The organism is Kineococcus aurantiacus (genome assembly GCF_013409345.1).
GTDB lineage: Bacteria > Actinomycetota > Actinomycetes > Actinomycetales > Kineococcaceae > Kineococcus > Kineococcus aurantiacus.
The window spans coordinates 4668734-4688851 of sequence record NZ_JACCBB010000001.1 but is presented as its reverse complement, the minus strand read 5'-3'; the positions used below and the strand labels follow the sequence as shown (position 1 = coordinate 4688851).

Below are 20118 nucleotides of genomic sequence, written 5' to 3'. Positions count from 1 at the left end.
ACGCGGGTGGTGGGCGGCGCAGGATGGGGTCGTGGACAAGAAGGAACTGGGGGACTTCCTGCGCAACCGGCGGGAACGGCTGCAGCCCGTCGACGTGGGCCTGCCCAGCGGCGCCCGTCGCCGCACGCCGGGCCTGCGCCGCGAGGAGGTGGCTGTCCTCGCGCACATCTCGATCGAGTACTACACGCGTCTGGAGCAGGGACGGGCGCCCCGGCCCTCCAGCGAGGTCCTGGCCGGCATCAGCGACGCGCTGCTGCTGACCGAGGCCGAGAGCGCCCACCTGCACGAGCTCGCCGGCACCGCGCGGAAGAAGGACGCGGTGCACGACCGCACGGTGCGGGCCAGCATGACCGCGTTGATCGAGCGCCTGCCCGGCGCCGTGGGTTTCGTCCTGTCCGCAGCCTTCGAGGTGCTGGCGTGGAACAGCCTGGCCACGGCGGTCCTGGGGGACCTGGCGGCGGCGACCCCGGCCGAGCGCAACCTCGCCCGCCGCGCCTTCCTGCCCGAGGTGGCGCGCAGGACCGGCGCGGAGGTCGCCGACATGACGGAGTTCCGCCACCACGTGGTCGCCCAGCTGCGCACGGCGGCGGTGCGCTACCCCACCGACCCGCTGGTCCAGGACCTCGTCGCCGAACTGCGGGCGGGCAGCGCGGACTTCGCCCGTCTGTGGGAGCGTCACGACGTGCAGGCCCGGCCCGTCATCACCAAGACGTTCCGGCACCCGGGGGTCGGCTCGATCACCGTCGACTGCGACACCCTGCTGCTGCCGGACCGGGACCAGCAACTGGTCCTCTACACCGCCGTCCCCGGCTCCCGCGACGCCGAGTCCCTCGAACTGCTGCGCATGGTCGTCTCGGGGTCGCTGACCGGCAGCTGATCCTCGTCACCCGCCCGCGCCGGCCGACGTCACGGTCGCGGCACCCTGCGGGGCTCGGAACCCCGGCCGGGGGGTGGCGAGGGGCCGAGGTGCGGCCGCACCGGCCGTGCGGTGCACTGCTGCGGTGCCGACCGACCCCGAAGACCGCCCCCGCGCTGACGCCCCGGGGGATCGCACCCCGCCCGACCACAGCGCGCGTGACGCCTCGATCGGGGTGAACACCTACACCACCGTCGTGCGCCGCCACCACCTGGCCCACGAGGACTTCACCGCGTACTGGCGCGACGCCCACGGCCCGTTGTGCTCCCGCCTGCCGGGCCTGGGTCTCTACGTGCAGCACCACTTCAGCCGCACCCACGACGCCCACCTGTGGCCCGGCCACGACGACCTGCCGCCGCTGCCGCACCACGTCCTGGACGGTGCCGTGGAGATCGGTTTCGCCTCACCCGACGACCAGGCCGTCTTCCAGGACGCCAGCCCCCTGCTGTTCAGCGACGAGCAGAACGTGTTCGCCCAGACCCTGGCCTACGACCTGCCCCACGGTTCGCAGACCCTGCGCGACACCGACCCCGACCCCACCCCCAACCGGGCCGAGCCCGGTGACCGGCTGCACGTGCACCTGCACGCCCGTCCCGGCGCGCTGGCCGACCTGGCCGCCGGCGTGCAGCAGGACCTGGCCCCGGCCCTGCTGGCCGACCCCGGCCTGGTCAAACTGCGCCTGCACCTGCCCACCGCCCGCGACGGTGACGCCGAGCAGCCGCCCGCCCCGGACGTGGACCACCACGCGGCCCCGCAGCGCCGGGAGCTGGTCGTCGCCGAGATCGCCTTCCCGGACGCCCTCACCCGACGACGCGCCCTGGAGGGGCCCGCTGTGCGGCGGGCGCTGCGCGTGCTCGCCGGGTCGGCCACCCACGCCACCGCCTTCGCGGTCAGCGGCGTCTACACCTTCGTCCGCGACGGGCGGCTGACCACCGCCGGTCTGCGCGGCAGCCGCACCGCCGAACTCATCACCGCCCTCGCCGCGGTCAACCAGCTCGACGGACGGGTCGAGCGCCTCTTCCACCCCTGACACCGGTCCCGGCCGCGGGGCCGGCCGCGGAGGTGAGGGTGGGTGGCGCTTCACCCCCACGGAGAGGAAGGAGGTCTCCGCGACGAGTCGGGTCGAGCGGGCCGCTCCCCACGACCGGCCAGCCACACGCCCAGAGCGCCCAGGCAGACGCCGGCGGCGGCGTCGGCCCGCCCCCAGCCCTGGAGCTGGACCACGACCGCGCTGAGGACGGTCACCGCGCACGCGCTCAGGACCAGCACACTGCCCGTGCGGCGCCCGGGTCCTCCGGCCCCCGTGCCGGTGGAGTCCAGCCCGATGACGGTCAGCACGCACACGGCGACCGTCCAGGGGATGGACAACTCCGAGGACGCGGCCCACCCGGGCACCCACCCGGTCATCGACCGGGTGAGGCCGACGAAGAAGCAGCCGCCGCAGGCCAGTGCGGTGACCACGGTGCTCCGGCGAAGTGCACGAGGTGGGAGCGAGGTCGCCAGTCGTCCCAGCAGGAAGAACCCCAGTCCCACCATCGCCAACGAGCCCCCGAGGAGTCCCGTCAGCGCCGACGTCCCACTTGCCGCGACGGGCACCCAGAGCGGCAACCGCTGCGCCGGTACCGGCAACCGTGGCTCGTCAGCCGGGTTCAGCACGACGACCCACCGGGCGACAGACCGTTCACTTCAGCGCGGCGATCTGCTGCTCGGTGGTCAACGTCTGCCCGGCGGAGGTGAACGCGTCCGGCGGCAGCGACTCGTCGCACAGCACCGGGTTGGGCGATCCGGTGAGGGAGTTCTCCCACGCCGCCTGCGGGTACGTGGCCGAATCGGGCACGACACCCCCGGTGGCCCGGGCCACGGCCTGCTGGACGGCCAGACGGACCATGCCGTTCTGGGAGTCGACGGTGAACAAGCCGAACTCCTTGCCTGCAGCCTCGGCGTCCCGCCAGTCGCAGGCGAGCTGGTTGGAGTCCTCGGTGGCGATGATGGGGATCTGCCGGCCGGCCTGCTCGAAGGCGGGGAAGGCGCTGGCCAAGGCGGAGCCGAAGTCGGTGGCGATGGCGTCGATCTGCGGGTAGCGGGCCAGGGCCGCGGTCACGACCTGCTGCGTCTTGGCCGGGTCCCAATCGGTCACCTCGTAGGGCTGCTGTCCGATGACCTCGATGTTCGGGTGCTGCGAGAGGACCTCCATCATGCCCTCGTGCTCGGCCAGGCTCTGGGAGTTCGCGGCCGGACCACCCAACTGGAGCACCTTGCCGCCTTGCGGCAAGGCCTGGACGAGGAAGTCGCCCCACAGCTCGCCGGCTTCGGCGAAGTCGGTGTCGACGTAGACGTCGTAGTCCTGCCCGGCGTTTCCTTCGGGGCTGACGCGGTAGGGCACGGTGACGACGCCGGCCTTGTAGGCGCTGCGGATGGCCGGCAGCATCGCTTTGCCCTGGTGGGGGAACACGACCAGGGCGTCGACGCCCTTGGCCACGAAGCCCTGGATGTCGGAGATGCCCTTCTGGGTGTTGTTCTGCCCGTCGCTGTAGTCGAAGGACGTCACGCTGGGGCACTTGGAGACCTCGTCGGCCGCTTCGGCGCGGGTGACCCGCTGCCAGTTGTTGGCTCCGAAGCCGTCGGCCAGGGCCATGGTGATCTTCTTCTCCCCGCACCAGGAGGGCGCGCCCGCCAGCGCCGTGCCTTGGCCAGGAGTGGCATCGGTGGCGCCACCGCCGGAGCTGCCCGTGCCGGTCGAACCGCATCCTGCGGTGAGCAGGGCGGTGGCCGCCAGAGCAGCTGAGCGTGCGAGCCGTGCGCGTCGTCGAGACATGGCTGCCTTTCCTCGTGGGTCGGCGTCCAGCCGCTGGAGCGGCGCGAACGCTGGGGAACGTCGTCGGTGAGCGGCTGTCGGTGGGCGGATCAGTGGAAGACGACGCCGCCGTTGACGTCGAGGGAGGCCCCGGTGATGTAGGAGGCACGCTCGGAGGCGAGGAACACCAGGGCGTCGGCGATGACCGACGGGGCTCCGGCCGCCGCGAGGGGGATCTTGCCCCACTCGATGTCCTGCATCTCCTGGACGCTGATGCCCCGCTCGGCGGCCTCGGACTCCAGCGCGTCGCGGTGCATGCGGGTGTCGATGTTCCCCGGGCACACCGAGTTGACCCGGATGTCGGGGGCCAGCTCGTCGGCCAGGGACTGCACGTACAGCAGCAGCCCGGCCTTGGAGGCGCAGTAGGCGCCGAAGTAGGCGTGCCCGGAGCGGGCCCAGAAGGAGGAGACCGCCCCGATGGTGCCCCCGCCGTCGCGGCGCAGCAGCGGCACGAGGTGGTGGCACAGCAGGTACGGGCCGACGAGGTTGACGTCGAGCACCCGGCGGAAGTCCTCCGGGACCATCTGCTCCACCGGGGCGGCGCCCTGGTTGATCCCGGCGACCAGGGCCAGGCTGTCCAGCCGCCCGAAGTCGCGTTCGACGTCGGTGGCCAGAGCCGCGACGGCGGGGTCGTCGGTGACGTCGACGGCGTACGGGACGACCTGGCGGGATCCCGTGCCGAGGGCGGTGAGGGACTCGTCGCGGCGGACGTCGACGGCGGCGACGTCGTACCCGGCTTCGACGAAGGCGGTCACCACGGCCCGGCCGATGCCCCCGGCAGCGCCGGTGACCAGGACGACGGGCGCGGTGCTGACGGGTGCGGTGGTGACGGGCGCGGCGCTCACGCGACGGTCCGCCGCGTGCTGCGGGCCCGGGTGTAGATGGCGGCGGCGATGAGGATCAGCACTCCCTGGAAGACGTACTGGTAGGTCTGGGTGAGGTTGAGGAAGGTGGTGGCGTTGAGGATCTGCTGGATGAGCACAGCGCCCAGCAGCGTGCCGATGAACGATCCCCGCCCCCCGAGCAGGCTGGCTCCGCCCAGCACGACCGCGGTGATGCTGGACAGGGTGTAGGTGACGCCCTGGGTCGGGTCCCCGACGCCGATCTGGGCCATCAGCAGCAGGGCACCGCAGAACGTCATGACGGCGGCGCCGACGTAGGCCAGCACGTGGGTGCGGTTGACCTTCACCGCGAGCCGGCGGGCGGACTCCTCGCTGGAGCCGACCGCCCGCAGGGACCGGCCCCACGCGGTGCGGCGCAACGCGACCTCGAGCCCGACGGCGACCAGGACCACCGCGAGGAAGGCCACCGGGACCGGGCCGACCGTCGTGGTGAGGGCGTCGCTGACGGCGACCGAGATGAAACCGCCCTGGAAGGGGCGCAGCAGCAGCGAAACGCCCTGTAGAGCGATGTAGAGGGTCAGCGAGGCCGCCACCGGGGTGAACCCGGCGTACCGCACCAGGGTCCCGTTGAGCAGTCCTGAGGCGATCGCCACGACCAGCATGATCCCGAAGGCGAGGTAGACGACGGCGTACGGTCTGTTGTCGTTGACGAAGAACGAGGCGATGACGACGAGCAACCCGGCCAGCGGCCCCAGCGAGAGGTCGATGCCGCCGGTCATGATGACGATCGCCTGCCCCAGGCTGATGAACGCCAGCGCCGTCAGCAGGATGAGGACCGAGGAGATGTTGAACGTCGCCAGGTACCGGCTGTTCTGGCTGTAGACGTAGGCGCCGAACCCGACGATGACGGCGGCGAGGATGAGCGCCGGGGCGTAGTCGCCGCGCAGGAAGTGCGCCCAACGGCCACTCCCCCGCCCCGGCGCCGCTCCGGCTGCGCTGCGCGCCGACGTCGCACCGGCGGTGGACGCGGTCCGGTGGTCGGCGCCGACGACAGCCCCGGTGATCGCCTCCTCGGTGACCTGCGCACCGGTCAGCTCGGCGACGACGTGGCCGCGAGACATGACGACCACGCGGTCGCACAGCCCCTCCAGCTCCTTGGCGTCGGAGGAGACCACCACGACGGGGACACCCTCGGCGGCCACGGCGCGCATCAGGGTGTAGATCTCCGAGCGGGCGCCCACGTCGACGCCCTGCGTCGGTTCGTCCGACAGCAGCAACCGGGGTTTGGACAGCAGCGCCCGGGTCATGACGACCTTCTGCTGGTTGCCCCCCGACAGCGACATGATGCCGGACTCCAGCGAAGCGGTCTTCAGCGCGAGCTTGCCCGACTCGGTGCCCACGACCTGCCGTTCACGGCGGCCGTCGACGAAGCCGTGGCGGGCCAGCGAGCGCAGGGAGGCCACGGCGGCGTTCTCCCGCACCGACAGGTTGGGCATCACGCCCTCGCGGTGCCGGTCGGCGGGCATGTAGGCGGTGCGGGCGACCAGGGACCGGCCGTGGTGGGCGGTGCCGTCCAGCTGCACGGTTCCCCCCGTCACCGGGGACAGGCCACCGAGGGCGCGCAGGAACTCGCTCTGGCCGTTGCCGACGATGCCGGCCAGCCCGACGATCTCCCCGCGGTGGGCGCGCAGGGCGACGTCGCGGAAACCGTTGCCGGACAGTCCCTCGACGGACAGGACGACGGAGCGCTCGGCACTGGGACCGAGTTTGTCGGGGAACGTCGACGTCAGTTCCCGGCCGATGATCATGCGCAGCATCTGCTCGTCGGTCAGGTCCTCGACCTGGGCGTGGCCGGTCACCTTCCCGTCGCGCAGGACGGTCACCTCGTGGGCGATCTCGCGGACCTCGGCGAGGCGGTGGGTGATGTAGACGACGGCTGTTCCGCGGTCGACGGCGGCGCGGACCTGCGCGAACAGGTCGTCGACCTGGTCACCGCCCAGGGGGGCGGTCGGTTCGTCGAGGATGAGGACGGCCGGTTCGAGGGCGATGGCCTTGGCGATCTCGAGCACGTGCTTCTGCGCCACGCTCAGGTCGTCGACGCGGTCCTGCAGGTCCAGGTCGGCGCCGACCCGGTCCAGCACCGCGCGCAGGTCCCGGCCCCGGCCGCCGCCGGGCAGGGCGGCGCGCAGGTTCTCGGCGACGGTGAGGTCGGGCAGGACCGCGGGGTGCTGGTGGACGATGGCGATGCCCCGGCGGCTGGCGACGTCGGGGGTCAGGGTCCCCACGGGTTCGCCCTGGACGACGATCTCGCCGGTGTCGGGGCGGGTGACGCCGGTGGCGACGCCCATGAGGGTGGACTTGCCGGCGCCGTTCTCCCCCAGCAGGGCGTGCACGCGGCCGGGTTCGACGCGCAGGTGGACGTCGGACAGGGCCTGCACGGCGCCGTAGCGCTTGGACACCCCGCGCAGTTCGAGGACCGGGCGTGTTCCGGTGCGGGCGGTGGTGGGAGTGGACACGTCGGCTCCTGGGTCCGGGACGGGGTGGTCGGAGGGGTCGGGCCGCTCGCGGGGGCCGCTGGCGCTGCTCACGAGGCACCGGCCGCTCGGGGTGCGCCTCGCCCACCGCCCACGGGCAGGCGCGCCAGGGCACCGGCCCAGTTCACGCTGTACACCGCGACCCCGACGGCCAGCGCGACGGCCTGCACGATGTTCTGCACCGCGGTGCTGACGCCCAGGGTCAGGACGAACTGGTCGAGCTGGCTGAGGAAGAGCGCGGCGACGGCGCTGGCCACGGCGCTGCCCTTGCCGCCCAGCAGCGAGGTCCCGCCCAGCACGACCGCGGCCACCGAGGGCAGCAGCAGGGAGTCGCCCTGGAAGGCGCTGGGGGTGGTGACGATCCCGGCCAGCAGGACACCGGCGGTGCAGTAGAGCAGCGCGGCCAGCACGTAGGCGGCGGTGCGGTGCCGGTGGACCCGCAGCCCGGCCAGCCGGGCGGCCAGCGGGTTGTCCCCGACGGCCTCGAAGCGGCGGCCGGGCACGCTCTTCTTGACCAGCACCGCCACCACGGCGGTGAGCACGACGGCCGCCACGACCGAGTGCGGCACGCCCAGGGTGCTGCCGGCCACGGCGCGGCGCAGAGCCCCGGTGGTGTTGCGCGGTGAGCCCCCGGAGATGCCCAGGACCACCGCGTACAGCAGGGCGTTGGTGCCGAGCGAGGTGACGATGGCCGACATCCCCAGCCGGGCCACGACCAGGCCGTTGAGCAGGCCGGCGAGCAGGCAGATGCCGTAGGCGGCCGCGACGGCCGGCAGCAACCGGCTGTCGTCGCCGTCGGGCAGGTGGGTCACCACCACGACGGTGACCGAGACGAAACCGGGGACCGACAGGTCGATGCCGCCTTGCTGCACCACCAGCGTCTGCCCCAGGGCCAGGACGGCCAGGACCGCGGCGAAGGGGAGCATGCCCCGCACCGAGCTGCTGCCCAGGCTCTCGGGGGCGGCGACGGCGCTGACGAGCAGCAGCAGGACGGTGCCGGCCAGGATGGTCAGCAGGCCGCGCGAAGGCCGCCCCCCGAGACCCCCGGGACCCCGCAGGCCCCGGCGGGCGCTGGCGGTGCGTGGGAGCGGGTCGGTGGGGACCTCGATGGTGGTCAGGCCCGCGGGCGCACCGGGGTGCTCCTGCGGCGTTCCCCGCTCGGTTTCTCGCACGACCGACTCCTTCGTGGGTTCTGCTGCGTCTGCTGCGGCGCCACCGCGCCGAGGTGACCGGAGTGACCCGGCGCGGTGGCGGCAGCGTTCAGGGGTGAGTGGGGTGGCTGAGCTGACCTGGCCAGCTGGTGGCCAGCTCGCGCAGGTGCACGGCCAGTGCGGCCATGTCGGCGCTTCCCCTGCCGGCGGCCGAGACCGCGTCGGCGAGTGCGGTGACCTGCTCGGCCAGCGGCAGCGCCGTCCCGGTCAGCTGGGCCTGATCGGCGATCAGGCGCAGGTCCTTGCGCATGAGGTCGACCGACATGGCCACCGGCTCGGCGTCCAGGTCGGCGAAGGCGGCGGCCTTGTAGCGCACCAGGGGGGCGGCCACGGCGCTGGAGGTGAACACCTGCAACGCCGTCGCCCGCGCGACTCCGCCGCGCTCGGCGAGGACGAGGGCCTCGGCCACCGCGGCGTTGAGGCTGTAGACGATCGAGTTCACGGCGAGCTTGGCGGCCTGGCCGCTGCCGACGGCACCGGTGTGCACGACGCCGGCGGAGAACGCCGGCGCGACCTCGGCCAGCCGTCCCACCGCGTCGTCGGGCCCGCCGGCCATCACCAGCAGCGTCGCGGAGCGGACGCTGGCCACGCTGCCGGAGACCGGGGCGTCGCAGTAGACGGCGTCCGCGGCCCCGGCGGCGGCGGCCAGGTCGTGGGCGGCGGCGACGCCGATGGTGGAGGTGTCGGCCACGACCGTTCCCGGTCGTGCTCCCGACAGCGCTCCGTCGGGGCCGGTGAGGACCTCGCGCAGCGCCGCGGCGTCGGCCAGGGACGTCAGGACGAGGTCGGCGCCGGCGGCGGCGCGCGCCGGGGTCGGGGCGCGCTCGATCAGCGCTTCACGCAGAGCCGCTTCCGCGGCCAGGCGGTGGTGGCCCTGCTCGCTGCGGTTCCAGACCAGCACCTCGCGGCCGGCGGCGCTCAGCGCGGCGGCCACCGCCGCTCCCATGCGGCCCAGGCCCAGGACCGCGACCTTGTTCACCGCCACGGGTCCACCAGGACCTTGCCCGGGGCGGTGCCGGCCGACAGCGGCTGCAGGCCTCGGGTGACCAGGTCGTCCAGGCCGATGACCTCCCCGAGCAGCAGGTCGGCGATGCGTCCGTCGCGCAGGAGCTCGACCGCCTCGGGCAGGTCCTGGGTGCAGACGTGGGCCAGCGTGGTGGTCATCTCGACCTCGCGCAGGATCGTGGGAGCGAGGTCGAGCGGCTGGGGGGCGTGGGGCAGGCCGACGAACAGGACGCGGCCGCCGCGGCGGGTCGTGTCCAGCGCGCGCTGAGCCGAGCCGTCGCGGCCGGTGGCCTCGATGGTGATGGAGGCTCCGACTCCGTCGGTCAGCTCGTGCACGAGGGCGACAGGGTCGCGGTCGGACACGTCGTGCGTCTCGGTGGCGCCGAGCTCGCCGGCGGTGGCGAGCCGGTGGGGGTCGACGTCGAGGGCGATGATGCGCTCGGCGCCGCTGCCGGCCAGTCCGCACAGGATGAAGGAGCCGATGGCACCGGCGCCGACGAGGACGACGACGTCCCCCGGCCCGGCGCCGGAGCGCCGTGCGGCGTGCAGGCCCACCGCGAGGGGCTGGGCCAGGCCCATGGCGTCGTCGTGGGAGGCGTCGGGGATCTCGACCAGGGTCGTGGCCGGGACGGTGACGAACCCGGCCAGGCCACCGTCGGCGCTCAGGCCCGCGGTCCAGTAGCGCTCGCACAAGTTGATGCGCCCAGCTCGGCACCAGGGGCACTGCCCGCACCACACCCCGGCGCCGCTGGCGAAGCGGCGGCCGGTGAACTCCTCGGCGCCGGGCCCGGCGGCGACGGCGTCGCCGATGAACTCGTGGCCGATGACCATGGGGCCGTGGTGGCCGGTGACCGGGTGGGCGCGCTCGACGGGGAACATCGACGGGCCGTGGGTGAACTCCCCGGCGTCGGTGCCGCAGATGCCGGCGCGGGTGACGCGCAGCAGCACCTCCCCCGACCCGGGGGTGGGCACGGGGCGTTCTTCGATGCGCACGTCGCCGCGGCCGTGCATGACCGCGGCGCGCATCCGCTGCGCGCTCCCGGAATCGTCCGGCACGGTGGTGGACAGGGGTGTCGTCGTGGCGCTCACAGCGTCGCCTCGCTCGTGAGGTGCACCTTGACCTGGCCGGTGCCGCGGTGGACGAGGTCGACGGCTTCGTCGGCGCGGCTGAGGGGGAAGCTGGCGGTCACCAGCGGCGACAGGTCGGTGCCGGTGCCTTCCAGGAACCGCAGCGTCCGTTCCCAGACGCCCGGTGAGCCGATGGTGCCGCGGACGGTGAGTTCCTTGGACTGGATGAGCCCGAGCTTGGCCGGGGCGCTGCCGCCGACGTCGATGCCGACGTTGACCAGCCGGGCGCGGAACCCGGCGATCTCCAGCGCCGAGGCCATCGCGGCGGTGGAGCCGCTGGCCTCCACCACGACGTCTGCGCCTCGACCGGCGGTCAGGGAGCCGATCGCGTCCTGCAGTCCGTCGCCGGGTTCGAGGGTGTGGTGGGCGCCGAGCTTGCCGGCCAGTTCCAGCCGGTCGGGGTTGCGGTCCACGACGACGACCCGGGCGCCGCGGCCGGCGGCGGCCGCGACCACTCCCAGACCGATCGGTCCGGCACCCAGGACGACGGCGGTGTCGGCGGCGTCCACGTCACCGGCCTGGGTGATCGCGTAGTAGCCGCAGCTGAACGGCTCGACCAGGGCGGCCTGCGTGCTGGTCATCGAATCGGGGATGCGGTGCAGCCAGGAGGGTTTGGCGATGAAGAACTCCGCCGCGGCGCCGCTGATGCTGAAGCCGAAGTGGTCGGTGCCGATGACGCACTCGCCGATGACGCGGTCGCCGACGGCGAACTCGGTGACGTCGCCGCCGCGGGCGACGACCTCACCGGACCACTCGTGCCCGGGGATGACCGGGTACTGGAACGGGATGATGTACCGGCCCTCGAGCAGCTCGATGTCGGAGTGGCAGATGCCGACCGACCGGGAGGCGACGAGGACCTCGTCGGCTGCGGGTTCGGGGATCTCGAGGTCGGCGACACGTCGGTCGGTGCCGCCGGTGAACTGCAGGGCTTTCACGGTTTCTCCTCCGCGTCCACGGGCCTTCCGGGTGTCGGCTCGAGGCCGACTCGACGTCGGCTCGTGTCGCCGGGTGTCGGCTCGGTGTCGGCTGCGATGACGACGTTCAGCAACGAGGAACGTCCTGAACTGTATGCTGGCATTGAACACAGGTCAATGCGGTCGAGGTGCGAAGCTGAACACCTCGCCTTCCAGCGGCCTCACACCAGGACCATCCCCCCGTCGATCATGACGACCTGACCAGTCAGGTAGTCCGAATCGTCCGAGGCCAGGTACAGGGCGGTACCGGCGATGTCCTGCGGGGTGGCGACCCGGCCCCGCAGGATGTCGGAGCCGAAGTCGGCCATCGCCTGCCCGGGACGTTGCGAGACGCCCATCGCGAGCAGGTCCTCGTCCAGCCGGTCCCACAACGGGGTCCCGACGACGCCGGGGGCGAAGGCGTTGCAGGTGATGCCGTGCTCGGCCAGCCCGCGGGCCGCGGCCTGGGTCAGCGAGATGACCGCGGCCTTGCTCGCGCTGTAGGGGGCGAAGTTCGGGTACCCCTGCCGTCCGGCGATGGAGGCGGTGTTGACGATCTTCCCGCCGTGCCCAGCAGCGATCATGAGCTTGGCCGCCTCCTGGATGCCGATGAGACAGCCCAGCGCGTTGACCTCCATGATCGAGCGCCAGTTCTCCTCGGTGACGTCCAGCAGGTGCATCGGCCGGTTGAACCCGGCGTTGTTGAACATCACGTCCAGGTCGCCCAGTTCGCCGGTCACCTGTTCCAGAGCCGCGCTCACCTGCTCGCGCCGACTGACGTCGGCACTCGCGGCCAACGCTCGCCCGCCGGCGGCCGCCACCGCCTCCACGGTTCCCCGCGCGGCGGCTTCGTCGACGTCCAGGACACCGACGGCGGCGCCCTCGCGGGCCAGGGCCACGGCGAACGCGCGGCCCATGCCGCTGCCCGCCCCGGTGATGGCGATGACCTTGCCCTCCAGCCGTCCGGTCACGTGCGTACCTCCTCGGTCGGTGTCGTCCTCACGCGCGGGTCAGGACGTCGCGCACGAACTCCAGCTCGCGGCTGACGTAGTCCACGATGTCGCCGGTCTTCAGGTGCGCGGGCAGGACGTCCCACGTGTAGGTCTCGATCTCCAGGTGCGCCGACTGCCGCGCGGCGACGTGGGCGCGCAGCGCGTCCTCGATCATCGGGCGCGTCGTGCGGAACGGGCCGATGCGGTCCATGAACACCGGGACGTGGAAGTGCGTGCGCCACTCCACGTCCGCTCGCGGGTCGGCACGCCAGGCTGCGATGGCCTCCGACAGGTTCAGGAAGCGGCGCAGCCGGCCGTCCGGTCCCCGTTCGGTGGTCTGGCTCAGGTAGATCGTGTCGGTGAACCCTTCCAGCTCGGCCACCTCCTCCTCCCCCACCTGCGGCACCCAGAGCGCGGCCGCGGCCTGGAGCTTGAAGATCGGCACGCCGTGGTCGGCCAGCAGCTGCAAGGAGACGGTCAGGTCGTCGAACTCCACGCACTGGTGGCCCATGTCCAGGACGATCCCCAGGTGCCGGCGCAGCGCCGCCGGCGCCTCGGACAGGGGGATCCCGGCCCGGCGGGCCAGCTCCTGCGAGGCGCTCCCGCTGAAAAGGTGGGTGTCGAAGTACTCGACCGTCTCGGCGACGGTCTCCAGGTAGCAGAAGGGTTCGGGCTCGATCGCCAGCACCACCCGCCGCCCGGTCCGCTGCTCCAGACCCACCAGGTGGGCCGCGACGTCGAGGACGTGCCCGGTGAACGCCTCCACGTACCCGGCCGAGCCGGCCTTGGGTTTGAAGGCCAGCGGCATCGTCTGGATGCTGGGGCTGACACCCTCGGGGGTGATGTCGGCCAGCACGTCGGCGACCTGCCGGGTGTAGTCGGCGCGGGCGGCCGTGGACCAGTCCGGTTCGTACACGTCCTCCATGACGACCCGGTTCTTGAACGCCCCCTGCGGGAAGGCGTTGACGGTGTAGACGTACAGGTCCTGCTCGGCCAGCCAGTCGCGCAACCGGTGACGCTCGTCCTCGTCCCCGGCCAGGGTCCGCGCCGACTCCCCCGACAGCCGCAGGGAGACCCCGAAGGGCCCGTCGGGGTTGACGCGGGCCTTCACCTGCGGGACGAACGTCTCCAGGCTGTGGCGCATCTCCGGCCAGGTGTCACCGGGGTGGACCAGGGTGGAGTAGGTCAGGTCACCCAGCGCGTCGGGAAGCTGCACGAGGACTCCTCTCAGGTCGTGGTGTGCGAGTCGCGGTGCTCGTGTCCGGCACGGTTCAGCCCGCGGGGGTGGCGACGGCGCCGTCGCGGGCACGCCCCGAGCCGGCGGCGGTGTTCAGGTGCGACTGCGGTTCACGGCGGGTGGGCAGCGTGCCGCTGACGGTGTGGTAGCGGGGTCCGGCCACCAGCAGCTCCTCGGCCGGGAACTTGGTGATGACCTCGCACCCGTCAGCGGTGACGACGACCTCCTCCTCGATGCGCGCCGCGCCCAGCCCGTCGGCCGAGGGCCAGTACGTCTCCAGCGCGAAGACCATGCCCTCCTGCAGGACCTCGGGGTGCTCCAGGGAGACCAGCCGGCTGAAGATGGGCTTCTCCCAGATCGACAGCCCGACCCCGTGGCCGTACTGCAGCGCGAAAGCGGCCTCCTCGTCGGGGAACCCGAACTCCTGGGCGGTCGGCCACACGCTCACCACGTCGGCCGTCGTGGCGCCGGGGCGCACCAGGGAGATCGAGTGGTCCATGTACTCCCGAGCCCGCACGTAGGCGTCCTGCTGGGCGCGGGAAGCGCTGCCCACCGCGAAGGTGCGGTAGTAGCAGGTCCGGTAACCCATGTAGGAGTGCAGGATGTCGAAGAACGCAGGATCACCGGGGCGGATCAGCCGGTCGGAGTAGACGTGCGGGTGCGGGGAGCAGCGCTCGCCGGAGATGGCGTTCACCCCTTCGACGAACTCCGATCCCAGGTCGTACAGCGTCTTGCTCACCAGGCCCACGCACTCGTTCTCCCGCACTCCCGGACGCAGGAACCGGTACAGGTCGTCGTAGGCCGCGTCGACCATGGAGGCGGCCTGGGTCAGCAGGCCGATCTCGTCGCGGGTCTTGAGGCGGCGGGCCTCCAGGAACACCTGCTGGCCGTCCACCACCTCGATCCCGACGGCCTGCAGCGCGAGCAGCACCGGCATCTCGACGACGTCGACGCCCAGCGGCTCACCGAGCACGCCGGCGGCGTCGAGCTCCTCGCGGACCTTGCGGGCCACCTCCTGCGCGATGCCGGCCTCGGGAGCGATGGCCCCACGCAGGGTGGAGATCCCGGCGCGCGAGCGGCTGACCGTGCCCGGCGCGCTGCCCGCAGCGGCTCCGGTCGCCGTGCTCGGCCTCGCGCCGTGGTGGGGGGCGTGCGGGTCGTCGCTGCCCACGGCCGGGGAGTCCAGCCACGGGCTGTACATCTGGTGGTGGCGGGCGGCGGAACCGAAGTCCCACACGACCGGTTCCCCCCGGCGGGTCAGCAGCGAGAACCGGATGAGCTTGTCGACGGCCCAGGTGCCGATGTGGGTGGCCGTCATGTACCGGATGTTGGTGAAGTCGAACGCCAGGACGGCGCCCAGGTCGGAGCGTTCGAGCTCAGCCCGCAACCGGTCCAGTCGCTGCGTGCGCAGACGATCGAGGTCCAGGCGCTGCTCCCAGTCGACGGCCGACTGACCGTACGTGGCGATGGCCATGCGTGCTCCTTCTCAGCGGTGAGGTGGTGCCGGACGGGACGGTCAGCTGGCGGGAACCCGCACCAGGACCTTCTGCGCGTCCGACGTGGGGTCCAGCAGGCGCTCGAACCCCCGGGAGACGACGTCGTCGATGTCGATGACGTCCGAGAGGACCTTCTCGACGGGGAAGGCGCCCCCGGCGATGAGCCGCAGGACGCGGCCGAAGTCGTTCACGGGGTAGCACCACGTGCCGACCAGGGTCAGGTCGCGGTTGGACAGGTCCATCGGGTCGATGCTGGCCGGCCGGGTGTGCAGCCCGGTCTGGGCGACGGTCCCGGCAGCCCGCACCGCCGCCAGGGCGCTGCGCAGGCCCGGCTCACTGCCGGAGCACTCCACGGCCACGTCGGCGCCGACGCCCTCGGTGCGCTCACGCACGAAGTCCGCGAGGTCGACGGCGGCGGGGTCGACGACCTCGACGACGCCGAACGCTTCGGCCAGCGCGCGGCGGCGGGCGTTGGGCTCGGAGACGATGACGCGCGCGGCCCCGGCGGCGTGGGCGTACAGCGCCGCCAGCGCCCCGATGGGCCCGGCGCCGGTGACGAGCACGGTGTCGCCCGGGCGTGTACCGGCCCGGTCGACGCCGTAGGCCGCCACGGCGGCGGGCTCGACGAGGGCGCCCTGGACGTCGCTGACCTCATCGGGCAGCCGGGTCAGGAGCTGCTCCTCCACGACGACCTGCTCGGCCAGGCCGCCACCGTCGTGGCTCAGCCCCACGCAGGCCATCACCACGCACAGGTGGTTCAGCGCGCGGCGGCAGAAGTAGCACTTGCCGCACGTCACCAGGGGCATGACGACCACCCGGTCCCCGACCGCGACCGAGGTCACCTCCGGGCCGGTCTCCAGTACCTGCGCGGAGAACTCGTGGCCCATCACCTGCGGCAGCACCGAGCCGTTGAGGGGGTGCGGTGCGGCGGGGGTGACGATGGGACCGGCCGCGAACTCGTGCAGGTCGGTGCCGCAGATGCCGCAGACGACCGGCCGCAGGCGCACCGCCGTCGGGCCCAGGGCCCCCGGTTCGGGGACGTCCTGCACGCGCAGGTCACGGGCGGCGTGGAAAACGGCGGCCTTCACGGTCTCTCCTCAGTGCTGGGCTCAGTGCTGGGCTCGGTGCTGCGGTCGGTGCGGGTTCGCGTGGCGGGCGGCTGTTCACACGGCGGTGATGCCGCCGTCGACGGAGACGGCGGCGCCGGTGAGGTAGTCGACACCCGGGGACAGCAGGAAGCGCACCAGGTGCGCGATCTCCTGCGGCGTCCCGTAACGGCCCAGCGGGGTTCCCGCGATGAACCGGCGCCGCTCGAACTGCGGGTCGTCGGGGTTCACCAGGTGCTCGGAGCGGCTCATCAACGGGGTGTCGACCGGGCCGGGGCAGATGCAGTTCACCCGCACCCCGGCCGCGGCGCCCTCGGCCGCCGCCACCCGGGTCAGCCCGAGCACGGCGTGCTTGGTCGCGACGTAGTCGGCCCGGGCCGGAGCGCCCTTCAGGCTGAGCAGGGAGCCGGTGTTGACGATGGCCCCGCCGCCGGCGGCGGCCATCACCGGCAGCACCGCCCGCAGGCCCAGGAAGACCCCGTGCAGGTTGACGTTCACGACCGAGAACCAGGACTCCAGCGTCGTGTCGGCCAGCGTGGTGTGCGCGCCCTCGACCCCGGCGTTGTTGAAGAACAGGGTCGGCGTGCCGAAGACCTCCTGCACGCGCGCGACGTAGGCGTCCACCTGAGCGGGGTCGGTGACGTCGGCGGCGAAGGCGTCGGCACGGCCCGCCCCGGCGGTGTCCGGCGACTGCGCCGCCGTCCGGCGCGCGGCGTCCCCGTCGACGTCCACGGCGAGCACGTCGGCCCCGGCGGCGCGCAGCGCGAGCGCGGTGGCCCGGCCCAGACCGCTGCCGGCGCCGGTCACGATCGCGGCCCGGCCGTGGAGGGCGGGCTCCCCGATCGTCGTGTCGTCCGTCGTGGTGTGCGGCGAGGCGTGCGCCGGCTGGCTCATCGTCAGGCTCCGTGGTGTGGGCCGGGCCGGTCCCGGCCCGGGTGGTCAGTGGAAGACGACGCCGCCGTTGACGTCGAGGGAGGCGCCGGTGACGTACCCGGCCTGCGGGGAGGACAGGAAGAACAGGGCGTCGGCGATCGCCTGCGGCGGCCCGGCCACCCGCAGGGGGATCTTCGCCCACTCCTCGGCCCGGACCTGCTCGACCTCCACGCCCCGGGCACTCGCCTCGGAGGCCAGCGCGGCCCGGTGCATGGCGGTGTCGATGTTCCCCGGGCAGACGGTGTTGCAGCGCACCGCGGGAGCGAGCTCGGCGGCCAGGGACTGCACCAGGACGATCAGCCCCGCCTTGGCGGCGCAGTAGGCCGCGAAGTAGGCGTGCCCGGAGCGTCCCCACCAGGAGGACACCGCGGTCAGCGATCCGCCGCCACCAGCGGCCAGCAACGGAGCGAAGGCGTGGGCGAGCAGGTAGGGCGCGGTCAGGTCGTCGCGCAGCACGCGGTTCCACTCGCCCGGCTCCAGGTCGGCGATGCCGGCCGCGGTCTGCACGGTGCCGGCGACCAGCAGCAGGGAGTCCAGGCGCCCGAAGTCACCTGCGACCGCGGCGGCCAGCTCACGCACCCGGGTGGGGTCGCCCAGGTCCAGCCGGTGGTCGCTGACACGTGCTCCGGTGCGCGAGCGCAGGTCCTCGGCCACCGCGTGCACCGACTCGCTCACGTCGGCCAGGACGAGGTCGACCCCGGCGGCGGCGAAGCGTTCAGCGGTGGCGCGGCCGATGCCGCCCGCTGCCCCGGTCACGAGGGCGACGTGCCCTCGGGTCCAGGACTCGTCCGGGCGCTCGTCACCGGGCCGGGTCCCAGGCGGGGTCCCGAGCTGAGTCCCGTGCTCGCTCACGTGCTGGCTCACACCGTCTCCTCCGCGTCGAGTCCCGGCCGGCATCGTCGCCCAGCCCTGGTGTTCGCTGTCACTGAACGCCGTTGGGGATTCGATGTCAAGGGGACGGCCGGTTCAGGCGCGCCGCGGCCCCGATCGTTCACCGGTACGCGACAAGACGTCCTCCGGGGGTTTAGCGTGGTCCCGAGTTCGCGGTGCCGCGCAGCACCACCGAGACGAGGGGGTCGCAGTGGGCAGGACCAGGATCGCCGTCCTGGGCACGGGCGCCAACGGCGCCGCGGTCGCGGCCGACCTGGTCCGGGCCGGGCTCGACGTGACGCTGATCGACCAGTGGCCCGAGCACGTGGAGGTGATGCGGCGCGACGGGCTGACGGTCGAGTCCGAGCACGGCTCGATCACCGTGCCCGTCCGCGCCCACCACCTGTGCGACGTCGCGTCGATGCGCACCCGCTTCGACGTCGTGCTGCTGGTGCTCAAGGCGTACGACACGCGCTGGGGAGCGGAGCTGGTCAAGAGCGTCGTGGCCCGGGACGGCGTGGTGGTGGCCCTGCAGAACGGCATGACCACCGCCGACGTGGCCGACGTCGTGGGGACGCACCGCACGCTGGGAGCCGTCCTGGAGATCTCCTCGACCCTGTTCACCCCCGGCGTCGTCGAGCGTCACTCCCCGCGGGAGCGGTCGTGGTTCGCCGTGGGGTCCGTCGACGGCGCCACCCGCGGACGGGAGGAGGAGGTCGCCGGGGTGCTGCGGCACTGCGGCACCGTCGAGGTCTCCCGCGAGATCCTGTCGGCGAAGTGGATGAAACTCGTCCTCAACGCCGCCGAACTGGTGCCTTCCGCCCTGCTGGACCTGTCCATCGCGGAGGCCGCCCACCAGCCGGGCATGGCCGAGCTCATGACGCGCGCCGGCCTGGAGGCGGTCGCCGCGTGCCGCGCCGAGGGGTCCCGGCTGGTCGGTATCTTCGGTCTGGACGACGTCGACGACGCTCGACCGGAGGACTACGTGCGGGACCTGGTGGACAAGCTGCTGACGGACTACGTCCGTCCCACCACCCTGTCGACGGTGCTGCAGGACTGGCGGCGCGGACGCCGTTGCGAGGTGGACGAGATCAACGGCCGTGTCGTCGCGACGCTGCGTGCCCACGGCGCGCCCGCACCGGTGAACGAGGCCGTCGTGCGACTGGCCCACGCGGTCGAGTCCGGCACCGCGCACCGCGGACTGCACAACCTGCGACCGCTGCTGGACTCGGCCGGGGTCGGCCCGGACCGGCGGACGGTGTCCCGGTGAACCTCGATGAGCCCGGTCGGTGAGGAGTGACCATGGACCGCATCGCTGAGGCCATCAAGGCCCGGCGCACGAGCATGGGCTGGAGCCTGCGCGAACTGGGCACCCGCGCCGGGGTGTCGGCGAGCCTGCTCTCGCAGATCGAGACCGGCAAGTCGCAGCCGTCGGTGAACACCCTGTACGCCCTGGTCAACGTCCTGGGCCTGTCCCTGGACGAGGTCCTCGTCGACGCCCCGGCCAACCCCGCCGGGCACGAGGAAGCCCAGCAACCTGTGGCGGCTGCCGGTGGGCTCAGCGTCGTCGGGGCCGACTTCACGCAGGTCGCCGCCGAACTGGACGCCGACGACCGCCCGCACTGGGACACCGTCATGCGCCCGGGCACGCGCCCGACGCTGGAGCTGGAGTCGGGCGTCGTGTGGGAGAAGCTGACCGATTCGGCCGACGCGCTGGTGGACTGCCTGCTGGTCACGTACCAGCCCGGCGGCAGCTCCTCCTCCAGCGGCAAGCTCACCCAGCACACCGGGGTGGAGTACGCCTACCTGCTGGAGGGGACGTTGAGCCTGCAGCTGGAGTTCACCCGGCACGTGCTGCGCCCCGGGGACTCGCTGTCGTTCGACTCCTCGCGCCCGCACCTGTACCGCAACGAGAGCGACCGCCCCGCCCGGGGCGTGTGGTTCGTGCTCGGGCGCCGGCCGGGCGGACTGCCACCGGCAGCGCTGCAGGCCCTGGGCCTGTCCACCGACCGCTGAGGGCCGCAGGGCCGGCAGGACGTGT

The 20118-nt window shown here is 73.0% G+C and carries 18 protein-coding genes; 4 read left to right on the top strand and 14 right to left on the bottom strand.

Translation table 11 applies throughout. The features are described 5' to 3' along the window. Positions 1 to 31: 31 nt before the first annotated feature. The gene (locus BJ968_RS22290; protein ID WP_179755593.1) at positions 32 to 877 is read left to right on the top strand and encodes an MmyB family transcriptional regulator; all 846 of its coding nucleotides are present in this window, start codon (positions 32 to 34) and stop codon (positions 875 to 877) included. A 214-nt stretch (positions 878 to 1091) separates the two neighbouring features. After that, a complete protein-coding gene (locus BJ968_RS22285) occupies positions 1092 to 1946 on the top strand; it encodes an EthD domain-containing protein (RefSeq protein WP_218885242.1) in 855 nt (284 codons plus the stop codon). A 50-nt stretch (positions 1947 to 1996) separates the two neighbouring features. Here the strand turns inward: BJ968_RS22285 and BJ968_RS22280 are convergent, their stop codons facing one another. The 14 genes from BJ968_RS22280 to BJ968_RS22215 all read right to left on the bottom strand — a co-directional run bounded on the left by BJ968_RS22280 (position 1997) and on the right by BJ968_RS22215 (position 18071). Further along, on the bottom strand, positions 1997 to 2377 hold the full coding sequence (locus BJ968_RS22280; protein WP_179755589.1) for a hypothetical protein: 381 nt from the start codon (positions 2375 to 2377) through the stop codon (positions 1997 to 1999). 220 nt (positions 2378 to 2597) lie between these two features. After that, the gene (locus BJ968_RS22275; protein WP_218885241.1) at positions 2598 to 3551 is read right to left on the bottom strand and encodes a substrate-binding domain-containing protein; all 954 of its coding nucleotides are present in this window, start codon (positions 3549 to 3551) and stop codon (positions 2598 to 2600) included. A gap of 269 nt (positions 3552 to 3820) precedes the next feature. Next, on the bottom strand, positions 3821 to 4615 hold the full coding sequence (locus BJ968_RS22270; protein WP_179755585.1) for an SDR family oxidoreductase: 795 nt from the start codon (positions 4613 to 4615) through the stop codon (positions 3821 to 3823). After that, a complete protein-coding gene (locus BJ968_RS22265; RefSeq protein ID WP_179755583.1) occupies positions 4612 to 7128 on the bottom strand; it encodes an ATP-binding cassette domain-containing protein in 2517 nt (838 codons plus the stop codon). The genes BJ968_RS22270 and BJ968_RS22265 overlap by 4 nt, the downstream gene beginning before the upstream one ends. A 68-nt stretch (positions 7129 to 7196) precedes the next feature. Further along, positions 7197 to 8318, bottom strand: a complete 1122-nt coding sequence (locus BJ968_RS22260) for an ABC transporter permease subunit (RefSeq protein WP_218885240.1) — start codon at positions 8316 to 8318, stop codon at positions 7197 to 7199. A gap of 88 nt (positions 8319 to 8406) precedes the next feature. Then, entirely contained in the window at positions 8407 to 9336 is a 930-nt protein-coding gene (locus BJ968_RS22255; RefSeq protein WP_179755581.1) for an NAD(P)-binding domain-containing protein, read from the bottom strand. Continuing rightward, a complete protein-coding gene (locus tag BJ968_RS22250) occupies positions 9333 to 10451 on the bottom strand; it encodes a zinc-binding dehydrogenase (RefSeq protein WP_218885239.1) in 1119 nt (372 codons plus the stop codon). The genes BJ968_RS22255 and BJ968_RS22250 overlap by 4 nt, the downstream gene beginning before the upstream one ends. Continuing rightward, positions 10448 to 11425 carry a zinc-binding dehydrogenase gene (locus BJ968_RS22245; protein WP_179755579.1) on the bottom strand — a complete coding sequence of 326 codons (978 nt, stop codon included), beginning with the start codon at positions 11423 to 11425 and terminating at the stop codon, positions 10448 to 10450. The genes BJ968_RS22250 and BJ968_RS22245 overlap by 4 nt, the downstream gene beginning before the upstream one ends. A 200-nt stretch (positions 11426 to 11625) precedes the next feature. Beyond that, positions 11626 to 12414, bottom strand: coding sequence for a glucose 1-dehydrogenase (locus tag BJ968_RS22240; protein ID WP_218885238.1), 789 nt, complete (start codon positions 12412 to 12414; stop codon positions 11626 to 11628). Positions 12415 to 12442: 28 nt separating this feature from the next. After that, positions 12443 to 13651, bottom strand: a complete 1209-nt coding sequence (eboE, locus tag BJ968_RS22235) for a metabolite traffic protein EboE (RefSeq protein ID WP_179755577.1) — start codon at positions 13649 to 13651, stop codon at positions 12443 to 12445. Positions 13652 to 13706: 55 nt separating this feature from the next. After that, a complete protein-coding gene (locus BJ968_RS22230; RefSeq protein ID WP_179755575.1) occupies positions 13707 to 15146 on the bottom strand; it encodes a M24 family metallopeptidase in 1440 nt (479 codons plus the stop codon). A 42-nt stretch (positions 15147 to 15188) separates the two neighbouring features. Beyond that, entirely contained in the window at positions 15189 to 16256 is a 1068-nt protein-coding gene (locus tag BJ968_RS22225) for a zinc-binding dehydrogenase (RefSeq protein ID WP_179755573.1), read from the bottom strand. Between the two features lie 75 nt (positions 16257 to 16331). After that, positions 16332 to 17168: an SDR family NAD(P)-dependent oxidoreductase gene (locus tag BJ968_RS22220; RefSeq protein ID WP_179755571.1), complete on the bottom strand. Its 837-nt coding sequence runs from the start codon at positions 17166 to 17168 to the stop codon at positions 16332 to 16334. Between the two features lie 45 nt (positions 17169 to 17213). After that, entirely contained in the window at positions 17214 to 18071 is an 858-nt protein-coding gene (locus BJ968_RS22215; protein WP_179755569.1) for an SDR family oxidoreductase, read from the bottom strand. 217 nt (positions 18072 to 18288) lie between these two features. Here BJ968_RS22215 and BJ968_RS22210 point away from each other — a divergent pair, with 217 nt between their 5' ends. Continuing rightward, complete coding sequence (locus BJ968_RS22210; protein WP_179755567.1) at positions 18289 to 19347, top strand: 2-dehydropantoate 2-reductase; 1059 nt, start codon at positions 18289 to 18291, stop codon at positions 19345 to 19347. 32 nt (positions 19348 to 19379) lie between these two features. After that, a complete protein-coding gene (locus BJ968_RS22205) occupies positions 19380 to 20093 on the top strand; it encodes a helix-turn-helix domain-containing protein (protein WP_179755565.1) in 714 nt (237 codons plus the stop codon). Positions 20094 to 20118 lie beyond the last annotated feature (25 nt).